A 22,376-nucleotide genomic window follows, 5' to 3' on the forward strand; every position below is an offset into this window, starting at 1 on the left:
GTTGTATTCATTTAAGGTTAGATTGTAAACTTTCCTGACACAGCCGAAATTCTTATGAAACTCTTCAATTTGTTCAGATGAAGGTTTAAGTCTAACCTTAATAGCCATTACTCGTTTATCCATTATACATCCACCACATTTTTTGAATTAAAACTATAATGGTTCTTCAATTTTAACATACAAAAATTAAAAACTCACTAATATTAAATATAACAACTTCCCCATATATAAAGAAATAGTAAGAGAGCATATGAAAAGTATTAATTTAATATGAAAATCCAAAAGTAATAGTGAATATAATAATCCCCCTAAATACCTTATAAAAAAAAGCTTATTTTAAAAAATAACTAATTATATAGACAATTAACAAAAGTACACCCAACTTTTCGATTCATCCCCGACTTGCAGAAGTCGAGGTATTCTCGAATTTTAAAGATAAAAGAAGCAATGCTAAAAAGTTACTGGCATTAAAAATCAGACAGACAATAAAACCTATGAAATATGATACGATTCCAACTATTAACGGAACGAACCTGTCTTCCCTGTTGGAAATGTCATTGTCTGTGTTGATTTTTTTAGCCCAAAATACAATTATCGCCATCGGAAGAAGAGATGCGAAAATTAGGGAGATCAACTCATTGATATGAATTTGGTAAAGTTAAAATCCCCGTTTTCAAATGACAAAACCGCACAGATTATCAAAAATAACGGGATTGTAATAATCGGAGGGTTTGTCAGTACAGAAATTGATTTGGCTAATTTATATTTGTTCATTGTATAATATTTTAATATTTTCAGTTAATAATCTATCGGTTTTAATATCAAATCAGCAACGAAATCAGTAATTCTGTTGAGGAATTTTGTGATAATGTCGGCAGACAGGATTAGTGTTACGACAAATACAAATGCCAGGTTTGCAATTAATGTAATAATATCATTTGCAACATATAATTTCACGTTCATGTCCATGAAATATATTAAAATGAACATATGCAGCATATATATCGCCATTGAATTTCTTCCGAATTTTGTTAAAATTGATTCTTTGTTGGTCATGGCCCTGTTTAAAAGCAATACCATAGCCATTTCAATAAGTATCACTGCAACTCTTTTAATCATTTCAAACAATATATTTCCTGCATATGGGGTTTTGAATAACATGACCCTGACGTCCAGCAGATCAATTGCAATCAATATTAAAACAAGACCCAGTACAAATATGATTTTAAAGTGTTTTTCATAATAATTGATTAATTTTGGCTGGATTTCAGTGAGTTTTTCCTTATATGAGTTATAATAGAATCCCATGAGGAATATAGGGAAATATGCAAAGAGTCTTGTCAGTCCCAAAATGTTTGGATGTATGTCTATTATTCCAAAAAACACGGCACAGATAAATGCGGTTAAAAGAGGGTATCTGAATTTGTCAAAGAGAGGAAGCATTACCTTCATGAAAAACAATGCAACTAAAAACCATAAGCCCACTGATGTCTGAATGAATATCATGCTAATATCAATTTTGCCCGTTAGCATAAACCTGAACAGCTTGAGCACGATTGTAAATATTATATATGGGATTAATAGTCTTTTGAAGCTTTTAGCGTATTGGTCTGAAGATGTTTTTGAAAAATATCCGGAAACGAAAAAGAATAATGGAAGGGCGGTTATATAAAGTATTTTATGCCCCAACATCGGAAACATCTCGGAAGTGTTCAGATGCCAGCAAACTATCATAAGTATTGCCAGCCCCTTTAAGTTGTCAAATCTGTGAATCCTTTCATGAGTCATATTATTATATATAATAGGTCATATGTATTATACATTTTGACACTTCACCTAAACCGTTGCAGATGCAATAGTTGTCAATGCAACAGTTTATATATGAGGACATCTTAATATTAAAACTATGAAATCATTAGTAGTTTATTATTCAAGAACCAACATTACAAAAAAGCTGGCTGAAGACATTGCAGCCAAAACTGGTTCCGACATTGACGAGATTATCCCTGTTTGAAACGTGTCTTTTGGAGATAATTATTCAAAACTTTTAAAAATCGTTGAATGTTTTCTAAAAAGTGTTTTCTGTGCAAAAAAAAGAAGGTAATTGGCTTATTTACCAATTACTTGTTCGATTAATTTTTCATTTGGAGCTTCAATTTGAATTACTTTACCATCATCAGGGTAAATATAAACACATCTTCCATCGTCTTTTTGTTCAAAGAGACCTGATTTGTTTGAAATGTTTTTCATTACAGTGTTTCCTTGAGGGACTAAATCAATAGATTTTGATGGAACGATGTCAGTTATAGTGATGTTGTCAGTACCATTTTCTGTAACAACAACTGAATATTCACAAGGTACTCCAAAAAATGTGCCGTTCAGGTTGTTTTGAACTAAATCTTTGTTAATTGTAAACCCTTCAGGATTGTTAACTGAAGTAGCACAAACCATACCTATTGTACAAAGTGCAATAAATAATAATTTGAAGTGTGCAAAAACATCATGTCGCACCTGAAAAACATTTAAATATTAACTATGTTTGAAATTAAATTTGAAAAATACATCATGTTTGAAACGTATCTTTAAACGCAATTATCAAAACATAAAGACTTAAAAATAAGTATTAAAATAGTTATTAATAATGTTGCAATTCTCCACAGCTTATATGCCCGTGGCATTTGCATTAAAAATAAAACAATTATCATAAAATCGGGAGGGGTTAAATTTTGTTTAATAAAAGATATTTAGTATTAATTTTAATAATTCTGTCTTTATTTTGCCTAATTGCATCAGTCAGTGCTGAAAATAGCAATTTAGATGACAATACGAACAGCAGCATTGCAAATGAATCCGGTTTACAACCTTCTATTGCAGAAGAAATTAATCAAAGTGTTAATGATTCTTCAGATAATGCATCATCCACAAATCAGAACACTGCTGAGAAATCCAAAGCAGTCGTTAAAAAAGCTCCTAAAGTATGGATAAATAAGATGACTGTTAAATCAGACAAGAAACTGGTTATAAAACTTAAATCCGACAAGAAAGGAACAATCTATTATTCAACCAACGGCAAAAAGCCAACTGTTCACAGCAAAAAATATACGGGATCTATTACTTTAGCGTCAAATAAGGTTTTGAAGTTTTTTGCCGTATCAAAGGACGGAAGCAAGTCAAAAGTTCAAACATATAAAAGAATTTTGGGAAAAACTTCAAAGGGATATGTTGAAAAGCTCTACTTCGGCGATCTCTCTTCAACAAAAACAATTGCATTGATTGTTGGAGTTCATGTTCAAGAAAGCGGAATGCACAAGGCAATTTATAAAAGCCTGGTTAAGAAAACCAGCAAATTAAAAAGAAAATACGTGCTTTACTACATTCATGTCACCAAAGACAAGAACAGCTATTCTAAAAGCAGAATGCATGGTCAGATACTGGGAAACAAATACATAATAAAGGACATAGCTAGGGAAAAACCTCAAATAACAACAGATATCCATGAAACAAACTACAAGCTTAGCGGATACAAATATCCCCGTTTCATCCACATGATTTCAAACAAGAACATAAAAAGTGTCAAGATAACTAAAAGTCTTCATAAGAAATCTTCTCTTTATTTAAAAAGACTGCTTAAACTGGCACCGCATATCAAAAGATTTGATCCCCAGTTAGGTTCCAGTCCTGCCTACATTACAGTACCTATTGCCAATAATGGTTTGGTTTCCTATATCTATGAAACAGAACTTTCCTATTCACAAAAGGTTAAGCAGAATTATGCAGACAAATATATTAAAGCTTTGGATAAAGTCAGTTTATCCTTTTAGCTTTAATTTTTATTTTTTTCAATAAAATACAAAAACACTATAATCTACAGGAAAGCAAATATTTCGGGAGGAATGCAAATAATATTGTCATTAATTACAATATCTGACGTAGTATTTGAAATTATTACTCCTTGTGGGGAATTGTATTTTTTAATGGCTCGTTTGATTTGACTTTTATTTTTATTTCCACAACTAACTTCGAATGGAATAGGTTTTTCAAGTCCCCTTTGAACGATAAAATCAACATTTTTATCACTGCTTTTTTTCTTGCTGTCATCATAATATGTTTTATAGGATATGCTGCTTTGATTATCCAAATTATTTAAACTTGAAGCCACATAATTTTCAAGCAGTTTACCGAAATATGCTGTTTGATCTTCAAGTACAGCAGTGCCCATATTTAAAGCAAGATTATGTTTTATGCTGGGGGTTGCAAAAAAATATTCATGAGGTTTTGTTGTTCTTTTAATTGAGGAAGTAAAAGCTTCAATATGAAATATCAATTGTGTTTTTTCTAAAATATTCAATACTTTTGTGACTAATGGCTTTTTTGCATCAAAAAGATTTGAAAGAGAACCTATTGATACTTCACCGGGATTTTGAAAAGCAAAATAATTCAAAATCTGAAATGCAAGATCATGTGTATTTGTATTTATTCCTTCGATATTGTTCATATCTGTAGTCACGACTTTTTCTACCATGTTTACAATTTTTTTTGTTATTTCATGATTGTCCTGGTAAAATGATGATGGAAAACCTCCATATTGTAAGAAATTCTTCCATTCGGATACATTAAAGTTATTGAAATTTGAATAGATATACATTATTTGCCTTTCTATTTCTGCACTGTTATCTGTTTGGCCGTTGAAAATCATTTGAATTATAGAATCTGAAATATCATTTTTAAAATTTCCATATTTTAATTTTAAATGTTGTGAATATGTTAACGGATATATCGGAATATTTAATAATCTTCGTGCGGCATCAGGATTATTGGAAAGTTTTAATGCAGATGACCCACTGAATATCATGAAAATATTTTTGGAAGCATCAAAAATTAATTTTCCATTAAATGCCCATTTTTTATCATATTGGGCCTCATCAATTAAAATAAATACGGGTTGTGATAATGTTTCAATGATTGAATTATGAAATGTTTCACAATAATAATTGACAACATCAAAAATATCCGCATCTCCAGTTCTTTTTAACTGGTCGCAAGAGAAATACAAAATATTTTGAGAACTGATGTTTTTTTCTTTTAGAAGATACTCATATGCCTGAAACAATAAAGTAGTTTTTCCAACATCACGCAATCCAGGTAAAACAAGAAATCTGTTTATATTTTCTTCATCCAAGAAGTTATCAACATACCTAATAATATTATCATAATCTGAGCGCTTATTAAATTTTTTATTTTTATGGGTAAGTTCCGGGTCCAATCTCATCGGCATTGTTAAGATTTGATTTCTAATATATGTTTTTTGGATTTCATTCATTATCCTCACCCCCTAACTATTATTATATATCATCATAGTTATATATAAAGACTAGTATTTTTAATCATCATAGTTATATATAAAGACTAGTATTTTAAATATTAATAGTTATAAAATTTTCCAACTATAATCCTACTATCAATTAACCATTAAATGAATTAAAAATGATATTTGATAAAATATTGCTGGGAAAACCTGCTCCATATTTCCTAGAAAATCAATCCTAAAAAAATTTTTAAAGGAAGAAAAATAGAAGTTTAATAATAAAAATACATAGAGTATAAAACATATATTTGAATTTAATTTGGTGATTACTATGGCTAATATTGTGTTTAAAGACTGTGAATACCGTTTCACAGAAGATGACAAACTGTACTGTAAAAATAAAGAGGCTCCTGAAAACGGATGTGATAACTGTAAGGAAAATGTTCATTTGAACTGTCAAAACTATGTTCCACGAAAGGACATGTGTTTACAATTCTTCCAGGCAGGAATATCAGAAGTTTCACAGTACGATACCTGTGCAGAAAAAGTTGTATTCAATGATAAAGAACTTCAACGCAAGTGGAGCAATTAAACTCCACTATAATTTTAATTTGAACTTCCTATTCTTACACCTAATGCAAGTTCAATTTTATCATATTTATATTAATAAAATCACTAAGACTTAAAAAATACAATTCTAATGATTAAACACCATAAACACTTCATCACTTCCATAATTCCTTTAAACGTATCTTTTGTAAACGCAAATACACAAAAAACTTAAATCAATATCTGACGAAAATAATAATAGGAGAGAATATGGACAATATTTTTAATTTTGAAGGAATAGAAATTAATCAGGAGTTATTAAAAAGAACAAATCCCATATTTACCACTGCAAAGATGACTCTTTTTCAGCTGGCGGCAGCAGGTCATGATGACGCCAAAACCTTAGCCGAAAAGCTGAATCTTACCCAGAAAGATACGCAGAACAGTGCGACCGTTAATGTGGATAAGGATGATCTTTTTGTCAACAGTATCATTATGGATGTAAGATATTTTACCAATGGAAAACTCGCCAGGCAGTCCGGTTTAACTGTCTTTGACCTGCCATGCGGTTTCACACCAAGAGCCATTGAATTTGCAAAAAGCGGCAGGAAATATGTCGGGATGGATTTACCTGCAACAATCAATGAAGTTGAACCTGCCGTAATGTCACTTTTAGATGAAGAGCAAAAAAAGCTTGTAAGTTTTGAAGGCGTTGATGCAACCAATTATCACTCCCTTAAATCTGCATTTGACAAGATTGACGGCGAGGTATGCATAACAACCGAAGGACTCATGATGTATCTTACTGACCGTGAGATGGACGCCATGTGCGATAACATCAAAAGGATTCTTAAAGAGCATGGAGGATACTGGATTACCCTTGATCCTGAGATATCTTTTCTCTATGTTTTGATAGTGAAAGCTTTCTATGGAGACAGAACAAGAGAGAAAATGTATGAGGCAAAGTATAGAATACAAGATAAATCCGATGTAACTGTCGTAGACAATACAATAACCATCAGTTTAAGAGGAAATGTTCAGGAAAATATTAAAAATGCCCTGAATTACATTAAATCAAAAGGATTTAAACTGGAGAGACTTCCCTATGCAGACCACATACCTGAGTTTAAAAGTCTGGAGAATATTGACCCTGAGATTGCAGAACATATCAAGGAAGGATTAAAGAGAGTATGCATTTGGAAAATCAGTGTTGACGAATCAGAAAATGTTGATATATCTGATAGCGAAACAGAATCATTTAATGCGGATGCGTCAGTTGACTGTGACAGGCTTAATTTAGCTTTGTCTGGAAATTTGGATTCATTAAGTGCACCTGAACTTCTTGCAAATTATGAAAAAATTAAGAAGGATTACTCCCTTAAAAGCGTGTTAATTGATTGCTCTAAACTGGGATATGTATCCTCTGCAGGTCTGCGAGTTCTTCTTATGATGCAGGACGACTGTGATGATGGCATTATAATGGAGTCATGCAATGAAAGTGTTATTGAAGTCGTATCAGATACTGATATCCAAGTGATTTAGAAATCCTTATTCATAATCCTTGCAGTATCCTCCATTGGATATGTTATGGCCCAGATTGCAGTAATACTCAACATATCCGCCCATATCAAAATCACCTATAATTCCTCCGCCACTGTCCAAATATTCTTCACGGTAATGAATGCAATTAAAACTGCAATATCCCCCATGAGCAGGATGAGTGTTTACTGTTGTTTTACTTCTCATCTCTTTTTCTTTAGCTTTTCTGGCATTTTCTTCAGCAATTCTTTTGTCTTTTTTGATTTTATATTCCTTCATCAGCTGATTTACCCTGGATTCAACATCTTCAGATTTAATCTTGCCGGAGTTTATTTCCTGTTCAATTTGTTGTCTGATTAAATCACCTGCATCATAACCTAAACCGTTTCTGTGCAATTCTTCACTAAAAGATACCTTGAACAATATTTTTCCGCCAACCACTCTTTTAAGTTCCTTTCTGGCTTTCTCTTTTTCATTATTGTAGAGCTCTGATTTAACTGAATTGAAAATCTGTTTTGTGTGAGATTTTTCGATTTTTACACCGCAGTTAATGCAATAATTATAATCTTTTTCTAATTTAGCCCCGCAGTTAGTACAAAAATTGCCCATATTATCCCCTTCAAGTTAGTCTTCTTAAACAGATTTCAGTCAAAAAACTTATTTATATATTTCTAATTTTTACAATACTTATCAAAATCCCACCTGATTTTGTTAAAACATCACCAAAAAAAACAGGTATAACCAAAAATAAGAAAATGTTGAATTAAGAGCGCCCTCTTTAAAAAAAATAAACATCAGCAAACCCTAGCGTTAATGTCAAAAGCAATATCCTAAAATGAAAAAAGAAATAACTATTTTTTAATTTAACCCTCACATTAACGATACTTGAAACCTGAGCACATGAATATCAAATATTTGAAATTTGCTTTTGAAAAGTAGTTGATATATATGCATAATTATAAAGTAACTTGATTTATATGATGCTTGGCGTTAATGTAAAATTACGCTTATTAAAATTATAGTTTGAGAATTTGATTTAATTTAATTTAATGAAAAAATAATTTAAAAAAAGATAAAAAAGTAGAAGAAATGTTTTAATTTCTTCTATTTGATTGTTACTTTAATTTTTTTGGATGCAGATTTATAGGTATTGTCACCGGCAAACTTGATTACTGCAGTGAAGATACCTTTTTTAGTTATTTTAAGGCTGAAAGTAGCTTTACCTTCAGCATTTGTTTTTGCAGTATATGTTTTACCGTTTATTTTTAAGGTAATCTTTTTACCTGCTGCAAGGTATGTTTTACCGTCAATGGATGCTCCTTTAATTGTTTTTAAAGTAACTGTGTATTTTTTGGTTTTTGCTTTAACTTTGAAAGTCTTTGCGTTAGCAGCTATTGAAGTAGTTTTCTTGTTGACAGTTACTTTAAACACTTTCATGGAAGCGTTGTAGTTTTCATCATCTAAAAATACTGCTACAAATGTGTATAATCCTGCATTTTTGAGGTTAATCTGGACATTTGCATAACCATTAGCATCAGTTGTTCTCTTTAATGTTACACCATTATAGCCAATATAAACGGTTTTATTTGCTAATGATTTACCATTTACATCTGTAAGCTGTACTGTGAAGTTTTTACCTCTTTCACCGACATAATAGTCACATGCATACTGTGTGAAGTCCTCACCTACAATAACTGTAGACTGTCTTTGAAGAGTCATTTTAACTGTAATGTTGCAAGCAAGATAGACATTATTTCCTTCATAATTGGCAGCGATTTCAGCTCCAGGCTCAGCAATGATCACAAATGAACCATTAGCATCACTGACAGTAGAATTTGAAACTCCGTTTACAGAGTATGAGATATTTGCTTCGGAAATCGGATTTCCGTTTTCATCGCTTAAAATCAGTGAAACATTATTTTTAACAATGACAACCTCAGCAAATTTAGAAGCTATTTTACTGACAGTTACAGTAATGTTTTTGCTTACTGGAGCATATTTATCATCACCAACAGTCAAAGTAATAACAGAAGTACCTTCGTTCAAACCAGTAACAATACCATTATCAACACGGACAACCGCAGGATTGCTGGAAGTATAATTAACAGTTAAATTTTCAGGAACAACAACAGCATCAAGCTCATAAACCTCATCAATAACAATAAAGACAGTATCATTCAAAACACTAATACTAGCATCTCTCAAACTAACAGTAACCCTGATTGTTTTATTTTGAGCTGCAGTATAATTGTCATTACCGGCAAATGAAACAGTAACGGTAGCATTACCTTTACTTAATGCTGTGATTAAACCATCACCGGATACTTTAACAACACTTTCATTATTAGAAGAATATGTCAGATTACCTGCGCCTGCAGGAGTTAAATTAGCCAAAACAGCAAACTCATCAATTACCTTTAAATCGAGTGTTTCAATAGCTAAAGTGATTTCAGTGGATAATTTATTTACTGTAATGTTGACTTCTTTAGTTACCGGATTATGAATATTGTCAGCTATTGTTGTTACAGACAATGTATGATTTCCTGCCTTTAAACCTGAAATCTGAATAGTGAAATTATTAATCACATCAACATTAACACCATCTATGCTTGCTGTGATTTCTGTAGCTCCGGTAGTTGTTACAGTAACATTTCTTGAATCGCCATAATCCAAAACAATATTATCAAGAATTATTGTTGAATCCTCTTTATAGATGGTTATAGTACCATTGCTGACATTAACATTGTCCAATCCGGCATATGATGCATTGACTTCATATTTACCGTAGTCATCAAATGTATGTTCCGCCCACCAGGTACCATTAGCACCATAGGTCGCATCGATTTCTGTACCGTTTGGTAAGACAAATAATAATTTGCCGGGCATAACTTCACTGTAAATATTGGATTTTGCAGTGATGTTTACAGTCCGGTTGTTGGTTGTCTTGGAAGTGACATTCACATTAAGGTTGTTTGAGATTGTTTTTTCAGATTCAGTGTAGTATGAATCTGCCTCATGGCGAACGAAGATGTAATAATTATCACTATCATTTATGTTCAAAACAATCTTACCTTCCTTATCTGTGACATTAACTCCATTTAAAATCGGAACACCATTAACAACACCACCCACAGTAATGTTTATACCGGCTTGTCTATTGGATCTTGATGGAACTGTAGGGGAACTGCCTGTGTTTGCAATTCCATTGGCGCCCCAATAGGTCACATTGGTAAATGTAACTTCATCCTCTCTAGAATATATTGCATTTAAAAGGTTATTCTGACCTGTGAAAGCAATTGTAATATTATTACCATACTTAGTTATTTCTAAAGCTTCTGCATCTGCCCTATTGTTTAAGAAACAAGAATGAGAAACATTTTTGTTGGTTGATGCAGTCCTGAAGTAAATTGCAGAACCAACAGTTGCATTATTACGGGTGAAATTACAATATGTCAATTTCCCATTATTCAAGAAGTAAACTGCACCACCAAAACCGTAATCTCCAGTTGCTGTGTTATCAACGAAATTACAATTTTCAACACTGCCAGAATGCATCCTTATAGCACCACCCTCATCGGTTACAGAGTTATTGACGAAATTACAGTTTCCAACACTACCAGAATATATGTAGACAGCACCACCATTACTAGCGGAGTTATTAGCAAAAGAACAGTTTGTCACTTCGCCATTATTCAAGAAGTAAACTGCACCACCATAAGCATTATCTCCAGTTGCAGTATTATTAACAAAATTACAATCTGACACAATACCTGCATCATCGAAGTAAACTGCACCTCCGCCGGTTGAGTTACCATTTATAAAAGTAATGTTTTCTAAAACAACATCAGTGCACATGACCTGGAAGATGCGAGCCTGACCCTTAGCGTCAATGGTGTAGCCATTACCATTGATTGTAACAGACCTGTCAATCACAATACCATCTACAAAAGCAGAATCATAATCTGAATCAAAGTAAAAATCATTAGTTAAATTAATAACGGCATCACTATTGGAATTGAGTGTATAATTCAAAAACCAAAATGTATGCTCAGGAGCGGTAACTTCTATGGTTCCTTTATTGACAACAACATTATCCAATCCAGGGAATGCTGCATTGACTTCATAATCACCGTAGTCATCAAAAGTATGCACTGCCCACCATGTACCGTTATCACCATAGGTCGCATTGATTTCGGTACCGTTTGGTAAGACAAATAATAATTTACCATCCCACAAGAGATTTTTCGGAATGTTGGATTTTGCAGTGATATTCGCAGTTTTGCTGTTGGTTGTAACTGAAGTTACATTTACATAAAACTGAACAACAGGCATTATTATTTCCATATTCCTGATAACCGGTTCTGAACCTTTATATTCAGTTCTGAAAACTGCATAATAAGATCCGACCGGCAGGTCCACAGTCCAGCCTTCACCGCTTAAACAGGTATACTTAGCCACCGCTCTTTGATTGTCATTAAAGTATATGGTCATTGAAATAATTCCATTAGTTATTGCCATGCCCCTGTTTGTTGTTAAATTAAATGTTAATTTTTCACCGGAACCGTAAACTGAGTAGAAATCATAAACCTCCAAATTAGGTGAAAGAATGAGTGTATTGTTGGTTGTATCTGAATCATTTTTGAAAATGCAGGAATCCGCAGTAACGGCCCATGAATAGCAAAAAATAGCACCACCCTCAGGAGCTGAGTTACCTTCAAAATAACAATTTGTCGCATTAACCAGCCGATTAGTCATGAAGAAAACAGCACCTCCCCTACTAGCAGCCTCATTTGCAACAAAACTGCAATTTATCACATTATCATTATCATTAAGGAAGTAAAGTGCACCACCATTCTTAGCAGAGTTGTCATCAAAATGACAATTTGCCACATTACTTGGATAACTTAAGCTAACTGCTCCTCCATTATTAGAAGCATCATTACCTGTGAAATTACAATTATCGACAGTACCGAATTTACTGTAGACAGCACCACCATCATGACCAGCAGAATTGTCGGCAAAACTACAATTTACAACATTACCTCTCTCTGAGATGTAAACAGCACCTCCATTATGGGTAGCACTGTTGTTGGTGAAATTACAGTTTACAGTTGAACCGGATCCCGCAAGGTAAACAGCACCTCCATTGTTCGCATGATTGTTGTTAAATGAAATATTCTCAACAGTTCCATAACCTGCAGCTAATGCACCGCCGTTTTCTGCTGAGTTTTCAATGAATTCCCCATTGAATATTACATCTTCAAAGGTTTCAAAGAAATTGACTCCTCCACCTCTTTTAGCAGCATTGTTTATGAAATTAGTATTGAATATGATATTTTTAGGAGTCTCACGATAGTTTACTGCCCCACCATTCAAACTGGCAGCGTTGTTTATAAAGTCACAGTTGAATATGCTGTTGGCAGATACGTTCTTAAATGTTATTGCACCGCCGTTTCCGTTTGCCGGATCGATTTGTCCTAAAGCACTATTGTTAATAAAACGGCCATTGAACTCATTTTTGTCAGTAGTGCTGTAGAAAAACATTGCTCCGCCGCATGATTTTGCAGTGTTGTTTATAAAGTCACTGCTGAAACTGTTTGTGTTTGCGTTCTTGGAGAAAAATATTCCTCCACCGTAGCCTGCATAATTGTCCTTGAAAATGCAATCGAAACTATTGTTTTGAACTAAATTATGGAAAAATATTGCTCCTCCGCTTTGTCCTGCATAATTATTATAGAATTGGGATGAAAAATTGTTATTTATTGATTGCGCTTCAACATATACTGCACCACCGTTTCTGGTTGCCCTGTTGTCTGTGAAAATTGAATTTATCACATTTCCCACACCATTAAAGTAAATTGCTCCGCCGGAACCTTTCTCGCCAGCGACTTCATTGTTAGTGAAATTACAATTTTCAACAGTACCTGTGCTATAGAAGTAAACTGTACCTTCATTTTCTGAGTATCCGTTTGTAAATTGTATGTTTTTAATAATAACATTGTTTGCAGTTATATACAGTATTTTTGATAGTTTTTTTGCATCCAGCGTTGCATTGTTTTGTCCAATTAATGTTAAACTTTTTGTAATTCTGATTGGTATTCCAAAACCGGAATATAATCCATCAATGGTGATTTCATCCCCATCATTTGCTCCATCTATTAATTTTTGAATTTCTGTGAAATTCCTACCCTGGGCAACATCATCAGCATCAAGGACATTATTAGAAAGAGTAATATCTCCAGTAACTGAATGAATTGCACCTTTAGTTATATGATTATTTGTAAAATCACAATCACAAACAGTGCAGTGATTGGAATTAATATAAATTGCATTTCCCATTTTTGCAGTGTTGTTGACAAAACTGCAATTTGTCAGCTCACCATCACTAGAGAAGTAAACCGCACCACCACAGCTATAATCGCCAGTTGCAGTGTTGTTGACAAAACTACAATTTGTCAGCTCACCATCACTAGAGAAGTAAACCGCACCCCCAGTATTTGAAGCAGTGCTATCTGTAAAATTACAATCTGACAGTGTACCTGACTTTTCAAAGAAAACCGCACCGCCATTATTTTTAGAGGTACTGGTTATAAAATTACAATTTCTCACAACACCCTCATTCTGGAAGTAAACTGCACCGCCATCTTTAGTTGCTGTGTTATCCGTAAAATTACAATGTGCCAGAGTGCCCAAATCGCTAAAGTAAACCGCAGCGCCATAAGATGCATAGTTATCAAAAAAATTACAATTTGTCACTTCACCTTTACCCACGAAGAAAACTGAACCTCCGTCATTGAAGATATTGCTAAAATTACAATTTACTACAATACCTGACTTTTCAAAGAAAACTGCACTTCCATTTCCGGTTGTTTTACCATTTGTGAAAATTATGTTTTCAAGTATTACATTGTCGGCAGTTATTTTGAATATTCTTGATTTTTCTTTGGCATCGATTTTAAATCCGTTTCCATCGATTGTTATTGACTTGTTAATAATGATTCCTTCAATATCAAAACCGCTTTCCCATTCGTAATTCTTATTTAATGTTAATGTTGAACCCTGTTTTGCTGCTGTAATATTGGCTTGCAGTTCAGCAAATGTTCCACTATTTCCTTCACTTATGATTTCAACATTCTCTGTTTGACCTATCAGTTCATCATCCTCTGAAGATAACATCTTATCAGTATCTGACTGTGACAATTCAATTGTTGAATCCTCCTCACTGGCAATCACTGTATCGTCCATGTCACTGGCACAGACGCTGGCCACACTGAATATGAAAACGGCCAGCACCAGCGTGAACATTATTTTCTTGTATTTCATTTTCTCAATAAACTCCTGAAGAATAATATGCTAAAAATGTTTTATATAATCAAACAATCATAAAAATAAATTTTCTTTGTTTAAAACTTCTAAAACATGATTAAAATTCTATTCATTAATCTATAAATATATAACTATTTTTGAATATGAATGATATATTATTGCATTAAAATATAGAAATTATCTACTAAAAATCGAAATCTTATTCATTAATACTAACAAAAAACATTTAAAAATTAATAAAATTATCTCCCAGTTTTAAATGAAATTATTTGATAGTTAACAAAAAAAATAACAGGTATGATGTTTGAACGATATATTTTAAAAATAATTATACAAACAAACTATTCAGACAGACAATTTTTATAAAATCAACAACTATTTTAATAGCAAACGAAATAACTACTCCCATGAGTATGCTAATTAAATTTAAGGATTTGGTTTTGGAAAGTCTAAAAGATCACAAAAAACTGATAATCGGACTGTATATATTATTTATAATTTGTTTTATTGCTGCATGGATTTTATCCGGAGAAGCAGTGAATTCTATTTCAAGCAGTCTTCCGGCCATCAATGGGACCAATACAAATACAGGACTTAGTACAACTGAAATTTTCATCCATAATGAATTCGGAGGAATTATGACCTATGTCTCTTCAGTATTCTTTGCAATACCTGCAATTGTAATGATAATTTTCAATGGTGCTAACTTAGGAACCCTTGGAGCATTATTCAATACAATTTTGCCGAACGGAGGCATTATGTACATCTTTTATTTAATTCCTCATGGAATATTTGAAATCACAGCAACAATCATTCAATCCACTGCAGGAGTATTGCTTTTCCTGTTTATCGTGAGATTTTTAAGGACTTGGATAGGCAAAGACAGTAACGGAGCGTCTGATGCATTTGAAAAGAGCAAAAAATTATTGATTCACAGCATCATTCTCATGATTTTTTCAACAATATTATTGGTTATTGCAGCACCTGTTGAAGCATATTTATCTGTTCCTTTTTCAGAGTTTATAATGGGCCTTTTTTAATCAATTAACATAAATATGAGAATCATATCTTAAAAATAAGTACGTTTTCATCTAAAAGTTTTACTGTGTAAAAAAAAAGAAAAAATAGGTAATTGGTTTATTTACCAATTACTTCTTCTATTAATTTTTCATTTGGAGCTTCGATTTGTATTATATTGTTTACATCCTGGTAAATATAAACACATCTTCCATTGTCTTTTTGTTCAAAGAGACCTGTTTTGTTTGAAATGTTTTTCATTACAGTGTTTCCTTGAGGGACTAAATCAATAGCTTTTGATGGAACGATGTCAGTTATGGTGATGTTGTCAGTACCATTTTCGCTAACAACAACTGAATATTCACAAGGTACTCCGAAAAATGTACCGTTCTGGTTGTTTTGAGCTAAATCTTTGTTAATTGTAAACCCTTCAGGGTTGTTAACTGAAGCGGCACAAACCATACCGATTGAACAAAGTGCAATAAATAACAAGCTTATTGCAAATACTTTTTTCATATTCATAATAATCTCCTATTTTTTATAAATGACATTAAACGTCAATATAATATTTGTTTTTAGATAATATAAATATGTTGAACATTGTATATTTTTAACAAAATTAAGAAATCAATTGATATGTCAAAAGATTATCATCTTGACCACTGATATGCAATTCTTGGGGACCCGTCAGCCACATATATGGTGCCGCATCTTTTGAAATCATTTTTTTCAATGAGTTTCTGCATTATCACGTTGTCATGATGAGTATCTATACGTATATTGTCGCAGATGCTTTTGCAATAGTCTGCAGCGCATTTGAATATTCCATGTTTTGCGCCATCGCTTGCTATCCTATGAATTGTTAGATATTCATCATCATTAATCCATATTCCATCTTCTATATATTCATATGTGGGTTCAGCAGTATTAAAAAGAGCAAAAACCCCATGGATATCCTCACCATCACATATCAGGTAACAGTTTTCATTGTAGATATCCTGTTCAATCAGGTCAGGGGTAGGATATGAATATCCCCACTGCGTTGGATTTCCATTTTCAATCATTTGATTCTGGGCAGAATGATAGATGTCCATTATCCTGTCCAAATCTTCAATATCAGCTTTTCGGACAAACATAGACCCCTCATTAAAACTGTATTATCATTACCAGTCTTTTAATTCATCATAGGTCATGTTAACCTTTAATGGTGTTAAGCTTGGCCTTTTTTCAACAAGCAATGCATATCCGTCACTGCCTTCATCATATTCTTTTACAAGGTCAGGTGTTATCATGATTAAATCGTCACTATCCTGATTTTCATCCAACGGATAGCTGAAAATTTCTTCCTTTTCCTCGTCGGTATTGTCTATGACTTTTTTGTCAAGCATCTTATGGGACAAACTGGTAATTTTAACATCCTCGGATTCGTAATTGGAAGGTACATTTAAATTAAAGAGATCAACTTCCTCTGGAAATCCTTTGTCAATTATCTTCAATACCAAATCGTGGAGAACTTTTTTTGTCAAATCAAAATCATAGTCTATATACCATTCCCCTTTTTCATCCCTTTTGTATGATGTTTTCGGGTCCATGAAAAGTGATACTGCTATTGCTGGAATTCCCAGGCTGACCGCTTCAAAGGCTGCGCATACAGTTCCGGAGGATGTGATGTCACAGCTTATATTAACGCCCTGGTTTATTCCGCTGATAACCAGATCCGGCTTTTCATCCATAACATATTTTGCACCTACAACAACACAGTCTGCAGGACTTCCGTTGACTGAATATGCAGAACTTCCGTCTTCAAGCTGGCAGGATTCAATTTGCAAGTGTTTGAATAATGTTAAACGGCGTCCGACACTACTGTTATTCTTATCCGGAGCCACAACAGTAACATTAGCCAAATCTTCAACCGCCTGTTTTGCAGCCAATATTCCTGGTGCAAATACTCCATCATCATTAGATATCAAAATGTTCACAGTATCAAAACCCTAAATGTCAATAGTTACTACTATATTTCTAGCTCATAGTTAAAAAAAGTATTTTAAGATTGTGATGATGTTGAAAAATTTAAAAGGATTATGGAAGCTATTTTTCCAAAACAGCTATATAATCCATTTTTCTTCTAAGAAACGGCAGCCATGTGAATAGTCTGAATGCAGGCTTGAACTTGCTCATGCCGTCAAATAGATTGACATCCATAATCCATCTGAAATTACGATTCAGTTTAACCAAATCGCTTCCTTTTTCTACACCCCATATGAATTGTGAATCAGTTTCTTCTACAGATTTTTCTGTTACGTTTTCTACTGAAACCGGAGGCATTATCTCAATGAATATGCTGCAGTGCCTGAAATTGTCGCTGATAATCTTGAGGATTTCCCTATTGTCATTTTCACTCAGATACATTGACAACCCTTCAATTATGAATAAAACATTTCCGCTTTCGATTTTTATCTCTTCAGCCCATCTGGGATCCATTGCCGAATATGACAGTGTCTTGACTCTTTCACTGTCCTTGATGTACTGCAGTCTGAAATTTGCAGAGTTTTCCAAATCAACATTGTACCATCTAATCATCCCGTTGTCAAGCCTGTCGAATCTGGTATCCATTCCTGATGCGATATTGACTATTGTTGAGTGAGGATGTTTTTTGATGTAGTCTGAAACCATCTCATCCAGTACAATTGTCCTTGAAATTACTCCATATTTCATGAACCTGTCCTTATCAGCCATGCTGAAATCATAATCTATTTGTGATATGACGTCTATGGCTCTTCTATCGTGAAATTTATGGTTTTTTTGTTGTGAATGCTGTGCTTTGGCAAATAATGTCAAAAGCATTGTCTTTTCTACGCCCTCCAAATTCATAAGTTTTCCTCCATTATTTATTTTGAATTATATAATAATTGGATAAAGAACTATATAAATTTTTAGGTATACCTAAATTAAATTATAATTATATTAATTTTAATTCAAATGTAATTGATAAAAAAATAAAAAGTAAGTAAAAAGATTCAGATAGATTTCAGCAAATCATAAAGTTCAGGAATAGCCTGTTCAAATTTGACACCATACCAATGAGTTTCATCACCAATAGTTTTCTCCAAAGCCTTTTTAGTAAATTCACCAGCAATTTTAGCTGATTGAACAGGTGATTTTCCAATCATGACAGAGCCAACAAATGATGATGCGAAAACATCACCTGTGCCGTGGGAAATATAATCAACCTTGTCATTGTATACGATTTCAACAGTTGATTCCTGTTTGTCAAAAACAATCATGCCCATCTGGTCTCCATTGTCATACCCCTTAAGGATGACATATCTGTTGGTGAACTCCTTAAGGTCTTCTGCCATTTCCAGCATCTCCTCTATGGAGAAATTTTCCTTCCAAGGTTTATGGAGTATGTAACACGCCTCGGTTGTGTTTGGAAGAATATAATCTCCCAGTTTGCAGAGTTCCCCCATCTTATCTGCAAATTCCTGGTCAAAGCCATTGTAAAACTCCCCCATATCCGCCATTGCAGGGTCGACAAATACAAGTCCGCCAGGTTTTAATCTAGAATCAATAATGTCCTTGATATAGTCCAACTGTTCTGCAGATGCAATGAATCCAGTGTATATTGCGTCAAAATATATTCCTTCACTTTCCCAATGCTTTTGTATGGCTGGAAGGTCTTCTGTCAAGTCACGAACAGTATAATCTGTAAATCCTGAAGTGTGTGTGGAAAGAACTGCTGATGGAAGTATTGCAGTTTCTATTCCAAAAGCGGAAACTACAGGCAAAGCAACTGTTATTGAGCATTGTCCAAAACATGATACGTCCTGGATAGTTAAAATTTTAATTGATTCGTTCATATTTAAACCCTGATTATTTTTTTTAATGTTATAATTTAATATTGTTTTTCATAAGTTAATTAATTTTCATATATTATCTGACTCGCAATGAGTGAATTTTTCTTTAAATAGTGCTCCTGCATATGCAAGAAATGCTGAAACTATTATTGCAAGCAATGTCGGACCTAAAAATATTGAATCGAGATTGATTGCAATATTGTAGACAATAAATCCTGCAAGCCATGAAAAGATGTTCCAGTACCATATCCATCCCCCGTCACTCTGATCCTTAACGACATAATAAGAAACCAGAAGCACCGCAGCCATAGGGGCAAATACAGATGCTATGAGGTATAGGAAATCTATATAATTGTCCATTACTCCTGAAATTGCAAGCAAAGCGCTTAATGCACTGACCACAATACCAACCATTTTAGGGTTGAGCCTGTTGAAGATTACCTTCGCTGATTCTCCTGCTGAATTGGCCGCCATGAAGTTGGTTGTTACTGTTGAAAGCACCACAATTATTATACCGGCAGTTCCAAGATTTGTTAGAAGAATTGCCTGTGAAATATTAACTCCGGCTCCCAGATTTGCAATTTCAACACCAATGAAATACATCCAGAGACTTGCAAGAGTATATGCTATAGCAGACACCATTGTAGCTCCCATAGGCTTTTCAACATCCTTGGTATAATCTGAAATTACAGGAAGCCATGAAATAGGCATGGCTATTGAAATTTCAAAGATGTTCCAGAAGCTGAGAGCGGAAGCACTGTGCGCAATATTATCTGCAATCGGAAGAGCTGGAGTATTTGCTCCAAGCAGCTTGAAAGATAAAACCGCAAGCAAAGCAGTTAGAACCACCATAACTATAGTCGTTACTTTGGAAATTCTCTGAAGGCCAACATAGACATAAATCGCAATTAATATTGCAAGGAGAATGCAGATTACAGGAAAAGAGACTGGCAGATTTAAACTGCCCAATGCCAGAGCTCCCTGTGCATTCAGCACTGCAACCCATGCAACAAGCTGTAGCACGTTCAGGGCCGCAAAGAACTTGGATCCGTATCTGCTGAAGGTTGATTCAGTCATCTCCATTGCATTCATTCGGACATTGGCACCAATGTATCCGACTAAAAACAGCAATATTCCTCCCAATATATGTCCAAGCACTACCGGAAGCCATAATGAAGATAAAGTGGAGGCGTTTCCTATTCCTATTCCCGCTTCGATTTCAGAAACGGAAATTGCAACGCCAAACCAGATAACTGCATTTGTAAAAAGTCCAGTACGATTCTCCATAGTAGCCCCCATTATATTAGATTTTAATTTGTCAATTTAAATATTAATTATTTTTTAATTTTTTATTATTATTCTAAACATTATGATATATAAACATAACTATTGTTATAACAGTTGTGTTCCCCTAAACTAAATATTCAAAAAATGTCTTAAGAACGTCTAATTCACGTTTTCAAAACTGAAAAAATTTTTTAATCAAATGAAACAAAAATTTAACTTGGAAGATAATATGGGAAAATCCAAAAGAATTTTTTACTATGATCTCTTAGGCTGATGGCAATAATCGGAATTATATTTTGCCATACATCTGTATATTTTGTCATAGGAGATATGGAAAGCTTTAATTTTTACATATCTTCATTCTATGACTGTTTAAGAGATTTTTCCGTACCTGTTTTTGTCATGCTGAGTGGCGCTCTGCTGCTTAACCGGAAAGATTCCATGATACCATTTTTCAAAAAAAGACTGTCAAGGATTTTAATTCCGTTCATATTCTGGGCTGCGATGTATGTAATATACTCCTTTATATATCAGAAAGTCCGCAATACTTGAAGATGCAATAAACATATTTTTAGGAAAGGGAAATACCTTTGGAGTCATTTTCTGGTTTGTATGGATGATTATAATTGTTTACATTGCAATATCTATTATAAATAAGGCCGTTGAAAGATTTGATCTTGACAAAAAATTCATGGATGTTCTTGCGGTTCTATCAGTTCTATTTATCATTCTTACAGACTTCCACATATTAAGCGTACCTTTCTTCCCACTATTGACTTATTTCACATCATTTGTAAGCTTTGCAATTATAGGATATTTCCTTTCAAACAATTCTTTCATTTTCAATAGAATCAGTGCAAATAAGTCAGTTTTAATTCTATTTGCATCCTCTTTGCTTCTCTACAGCTATTATATCTGTACATATGTTGTTCCGCTGTCAATGCTCAGTAGCGGTTTTGTATATCTGGGATATTTCACAGTGATTATTTTAGCAATATCCTCACTAGTCTTTTTATTATTAAATACCTTGACAGAACAGAGATTATGAACAGATTTAAACATGGCAAATATGGACATGCAGTGACCTCATTAAGCCAGTACAGTTACGGAATTTACTTGGCTCATTATTTGATACTGCACCTGCTGCTTTTAATTTTAAATCCTTATCTCCACATTACCAGTTTCAATTCAATAATAGCTATTCCAGTGATTGTTGTTGTAGTATTTGCAATATCTGTTTTAATACTTTCCACAATGGATAAAATTCCGGTTTTAAATAAATTTACAGGCAAAAAGTAATCATCTGAATCTTATTTTTTTAAAATTAATAAAATTTAGGCATACCTAAATATTTATATATCATAAAAACAAATATTCAATTGAAGTTTAAAAAAAACATGGAGGTAAACAATGATTATAGGAATTGAAAACTTAAAAGAAAAACAAAAAGAAGAAAATAACGACGACGAATAACTTTAATCCTTTTTTTATTATTT

22 protein-coding genes are annotated in these 22,376 nt (G+C 33.4%); 9 read left to right on the top strand and 13 right to left on the bottom strand.

Going from position 1 to position 22,376, the window contains the following annotated elements:
• Positions 1-123: helix-turn-helix domain-containing protein (locus E7Z81_RS12065; protein WP_367263037.1), on the bottom strand; the 123-nt coding region annotated here is incomplete at its 3' end.
• Positions 124-391: 268 nt separating this feature from the next.
• Positions 392-601, bottom strand: a complete 210-nt coding sequence (locus E7Z81_RS05975) for a hypothetical protein (protein WP_292745332.1) — start codon at positions 599-601, stop codon at positions 392-394.
• A gap of 42 nt (positions 602-643) precedes the next feature.
• On the opposite strand from E7Z81_RS05975, the gene E7Z81_RS05980 reads away from it, so the two are divergent.
• Complete coding sequence (locus tag E7Z81_RS05980) at positions 644-781, top strand: hypothetical protein (protein ID WP_292745334.1); 138 nt, start codon at positions 644-646, stop codon at positions 779-781.
• Between the two features lie 17 nt (positions 782-798).
• Here E7Z81_RS05980 and E7Z81_RS05985 read toward each other — a convergent pair whose 3' ends face one another.
• Positions 799-1,788 (bottom strand): acyltransferase family protein, encoded by a 990-nt coding sequence (locus tag E7Z81_RS05985; protein ID WP_292745336.1) that lies wholly within the window; start codon positions 1,786-1,788, stop codon positions 799-801.
• Between the two features lie 118 nt (positions 1,789-1,906).
• Between E7Z81_RS05985 and E7Z81_RS05990 the strand changes: the two genes are divergently transcribed.
• Positions 1,907-2,014, top strand: a complete 108-nt coding sequence (locus E7Z81_RS05990; protein ID WP_292745338.1) for a flavodoxin — start codon at positions 1,907-1,909, stop codon at positions 2,012-2,014.
• A gap of 95 nt (positions 2,015-2,109) precedes the next feature.
• Here the strand turns inward: E7Z81_RS05990 and E7Z81_RS05995 are convergent, their stop codons facing one another.
• Complete coding sequence (locus E7Z81_RS05995) at positions 2,110-2,451, bottom strand: hypothetical protein (protein WP_292745340.1); 342 nt, start codon at positions 2,449-2,451, stop codon at positions 2,110-2,112.
• A 275-nt stretch (positions 2,452-2,726) separates the two neighbouring features.
• On the opposite strand from E7Z81_RS05995, the gene E7Z81_RS06000 reads away from it, so the two are divergent.
• Positions 2,727-3,821, top strand: coding sequence for a chitobiase/beta-hexosaminidase C-terminal domain-containing protein (locus E7Z81_RS06000; RefSeq protein ID WP_292745342.1), 1,095 nt, complete (start codon positions 2,727-2,729; stop codon positions 3,819-3,821).
• A gap of 44 nt (positions 3,822-3,865) precedes the next feature.
• Here E7Z81_RS06000 and E7Z81_RS06005 read toward each other — a convergent pair whose 3' ends face one another.
• Positions 3,866-5,320: an AAA family ATPase gene (locus E7Z81_RS06005; RefSeq protein ID WP_292745344.1), complete on the bottom strand. Its 1,455-nt coding sequence runs from the start codon at positions 5,318-5,320 to the stop codon at positions 3,866-3,868.
• Positions 5,321-5,636: 316 nt separating this feature from the next.
• Between E7Z81_RS06005 and E7Z81_RS06010 the strand changes: the two genes are divergently transcribed.
• Positions 5,637-5,897 (top strand): hypothetical protein, encoded by a 261-nt coding sequence (locus E7Z81_RS06010; protein ID WP_292745346.1) that lies wholly within the window; start codon positions 5,637-5,639, stop codon positions 5,895-5,897.
• A gap of 227 nt (positions 5,898-6,124) precedes the next feature.
• On the top strand, positions 6,125-7,396 hold the full coding sequence (locus E7Z81_RS06015) for an STAS domain-containing protein (RefSeq protein ID WP_292745348.1): 1,272 nt from the start codon (positions 6,125-6,127) through the stop codon (positions 7,394-7,396).
• 6 nt (positions 7,397-7,402) lie between these two features.
• Here E7Z81_RS06015 and E7Z81_RS06020 read toward each other — a convergent pair whose 3' ends face one another.
• Both E7Z81_RS06020 and E7Z81_RS06025 read right to left on the bottom strand, forming a co-directional pair.
• Positions 7,403-8,002: a zinc ribbon domain-containing protein gene (locus E7Z81_RS06020; RefSeq protein WP_292745350.1), complete on the bottom strand. Its 600-nt coding sequence runs from the start codon at positions 8,000-8,002 to the stop codon at positions 7,403-7,405.
• 495 nt (positions 8,003-8,497) lie between these two features.
• Positions 8,498-14,716 carry an Ig-like domain repeat protein gene (locus E7Z81_RS06025; protein WP_292745352.1) on the bottom strand — a complete coding sequence of 2,073 codons (6,219 nt, stop codon included), beginning with the start codon at positions 14,714-14,716 and terminating at the stop codon, positions 8,498-8,500.
• Between the two features lie 410 nt (positions 14,717-15,126).
• Between E7Z81_RS06025 and E7Z81_RS06030 the strand changes: the two genes are divergently transcribed.
• Complete coding sequence (locus E7Z81_RS06030; RefSeq protein WP_292745354.1) at positions 15,127-15,759, top strand: stage II sporulation protein M; 633 nt, start codon at positions 15,127-15,129, stop codon at positions 15,757-15,759.
• 97 nt (positions 15,760-15,856) lie between these two features.
• Here E7Z81_RS06030 and E7Z81_RS06035 read toward each other — a convergent pair whose 3' ends face one another.
• The 6 genes from E7Z81_RS06035 to E7Z81_RS06060 all read right to left on the bottom strand — a co-directional run bounded on the left by E7Z81_RS06035 (position 15,857) and on the right by E7Z81_RS06060 (position 20,880).
• Positions 15,857-16,258, bottom strand: coding sequence for a hypothetical protein (locus tag E7Z81_RS06035; RefSeq protein ID WP_292745356.1), 402 nt, complete (start codon positions 16,256-16,258; stop codon positions 15,857-15,859).
• A gap of 128 nt (positions 16,259-16,386) precedes the next feature.
• Positions 16,387-16,872 (bottom strand): hypothetical protein, encoded by a 486-nt coding sequence (locus E7Z81_RS06040; RefSeq protein WP_292745358.1) that lies wholly within the window; start codon positions 16,870-16,872, stop codon positions 16,387-16,389.
• Between the two features lie 27 nt (positions 16,873-16,899).
• Complete coding sequence (gene surE / locus E7Z81_RS06045) at positions 16,900-17,715, bottom strand: 5'/3'-nucleotidase SurE (protein WP_292745360.1); 816 nt, start codon at positions 17,713-17,715, stop codon at positions 16,900-16,902.
• Between the two features lie 109 nt (positions 17,716-17,824).
• Positions 17,825-18,607, bottom strand: coding sequence for a class I SAM-dependent methyltransferase (locus tag E7Z81_RS06050; RefSeq protein ID WP_292745362.1), 783 nt, complete (start codon positions 18,605-18,607; stop codon positions 17,825-17,827).
• A gap of 146 nt (positions 18,608-18,753) precedes the next feature.
• The gene (locus E7Z81_RS06055; protein WP_292745364.1) at positions 18,754-19,596 is read right to left on the bottom strand and encodes a bifunctional hydroxymethylpyrimidine kinase/phosphomethylpyrimidine kinase; all 843 of its coding nucleotides are present in this window, start codon (positions 19,594-19,596) and stop codon (positions 18,754-18,756) included.
• 66 nt (positions 19,597-19,662) lie between these two features.
• Entirely contained in the window at positions 19,663-20,880 is a 1,218-nt protein-coding gene (locus E7Z81_RS06060; protein WP_292745366.1) for a cytosine permease, read from the bottom strand.
• A 273-nt stretch (positions 20,881-21,153) separates the two neighbouring features.
• Here E7Z81_RS06060 and E7Z81_RS06065 point away from each other — a divergent pair, with 273 nt between their 5' ends.
• From E7Z81_RS06065 to E7Z81_RS06075, 3 genes are all read left to right on the top strand, one after another.
• The gene (locus tag E7Z81_RS06065) at positions 21,154-21,432 is read left to right on the top strand and encodes an acyltransferase family protein (protein ID WP_292745368.1); all 279 of its coding nucleotides are present in this window, start codon (positions 21,154-21,156) and stop codon (positions 21,430-21,432) included.
• A gap of 64 nt (positions 21,433-21,496) precedes the next feature.
• Positions 21,497-21,928: a hypothetical protein gene (locus E7Z81_RS06070; protein WP_292745370.1), complete on the top strand. Its 432-nt coding sequence runs from the start codon at positions 21,497-21,499 to the stop codon at positions 21,926-21,928.
• The gene (locus tag E7Z81_RS06075; RefSeq protein WP_292745372.1) at positions 21,925-22,179 is read left to right on the top strand and encodes an acyltransferase family protein; all 255 of its coding nucleotides are present in this window, start codon (positions 21,925-21,927) and stop codon (positions 22,177-22,179) included. Before E7Z81_RS06070 ends, E7Z81_RS06075 begins: the two co-directional genes overlap by 4 nt.
• Positions 22,180-22,376: the final 197 nt, after the last annotated feature.

The organism is Methanobrevibacter sp. (genome assembly GCF_015062935.1).
In the GTDB taxonomy this organism is placed as follows: domain Archaea; phylum Methanobacteriota; class Methanobacteria; order Methanobacteriales; family Methanobacteriaceae; genus Methanocatella.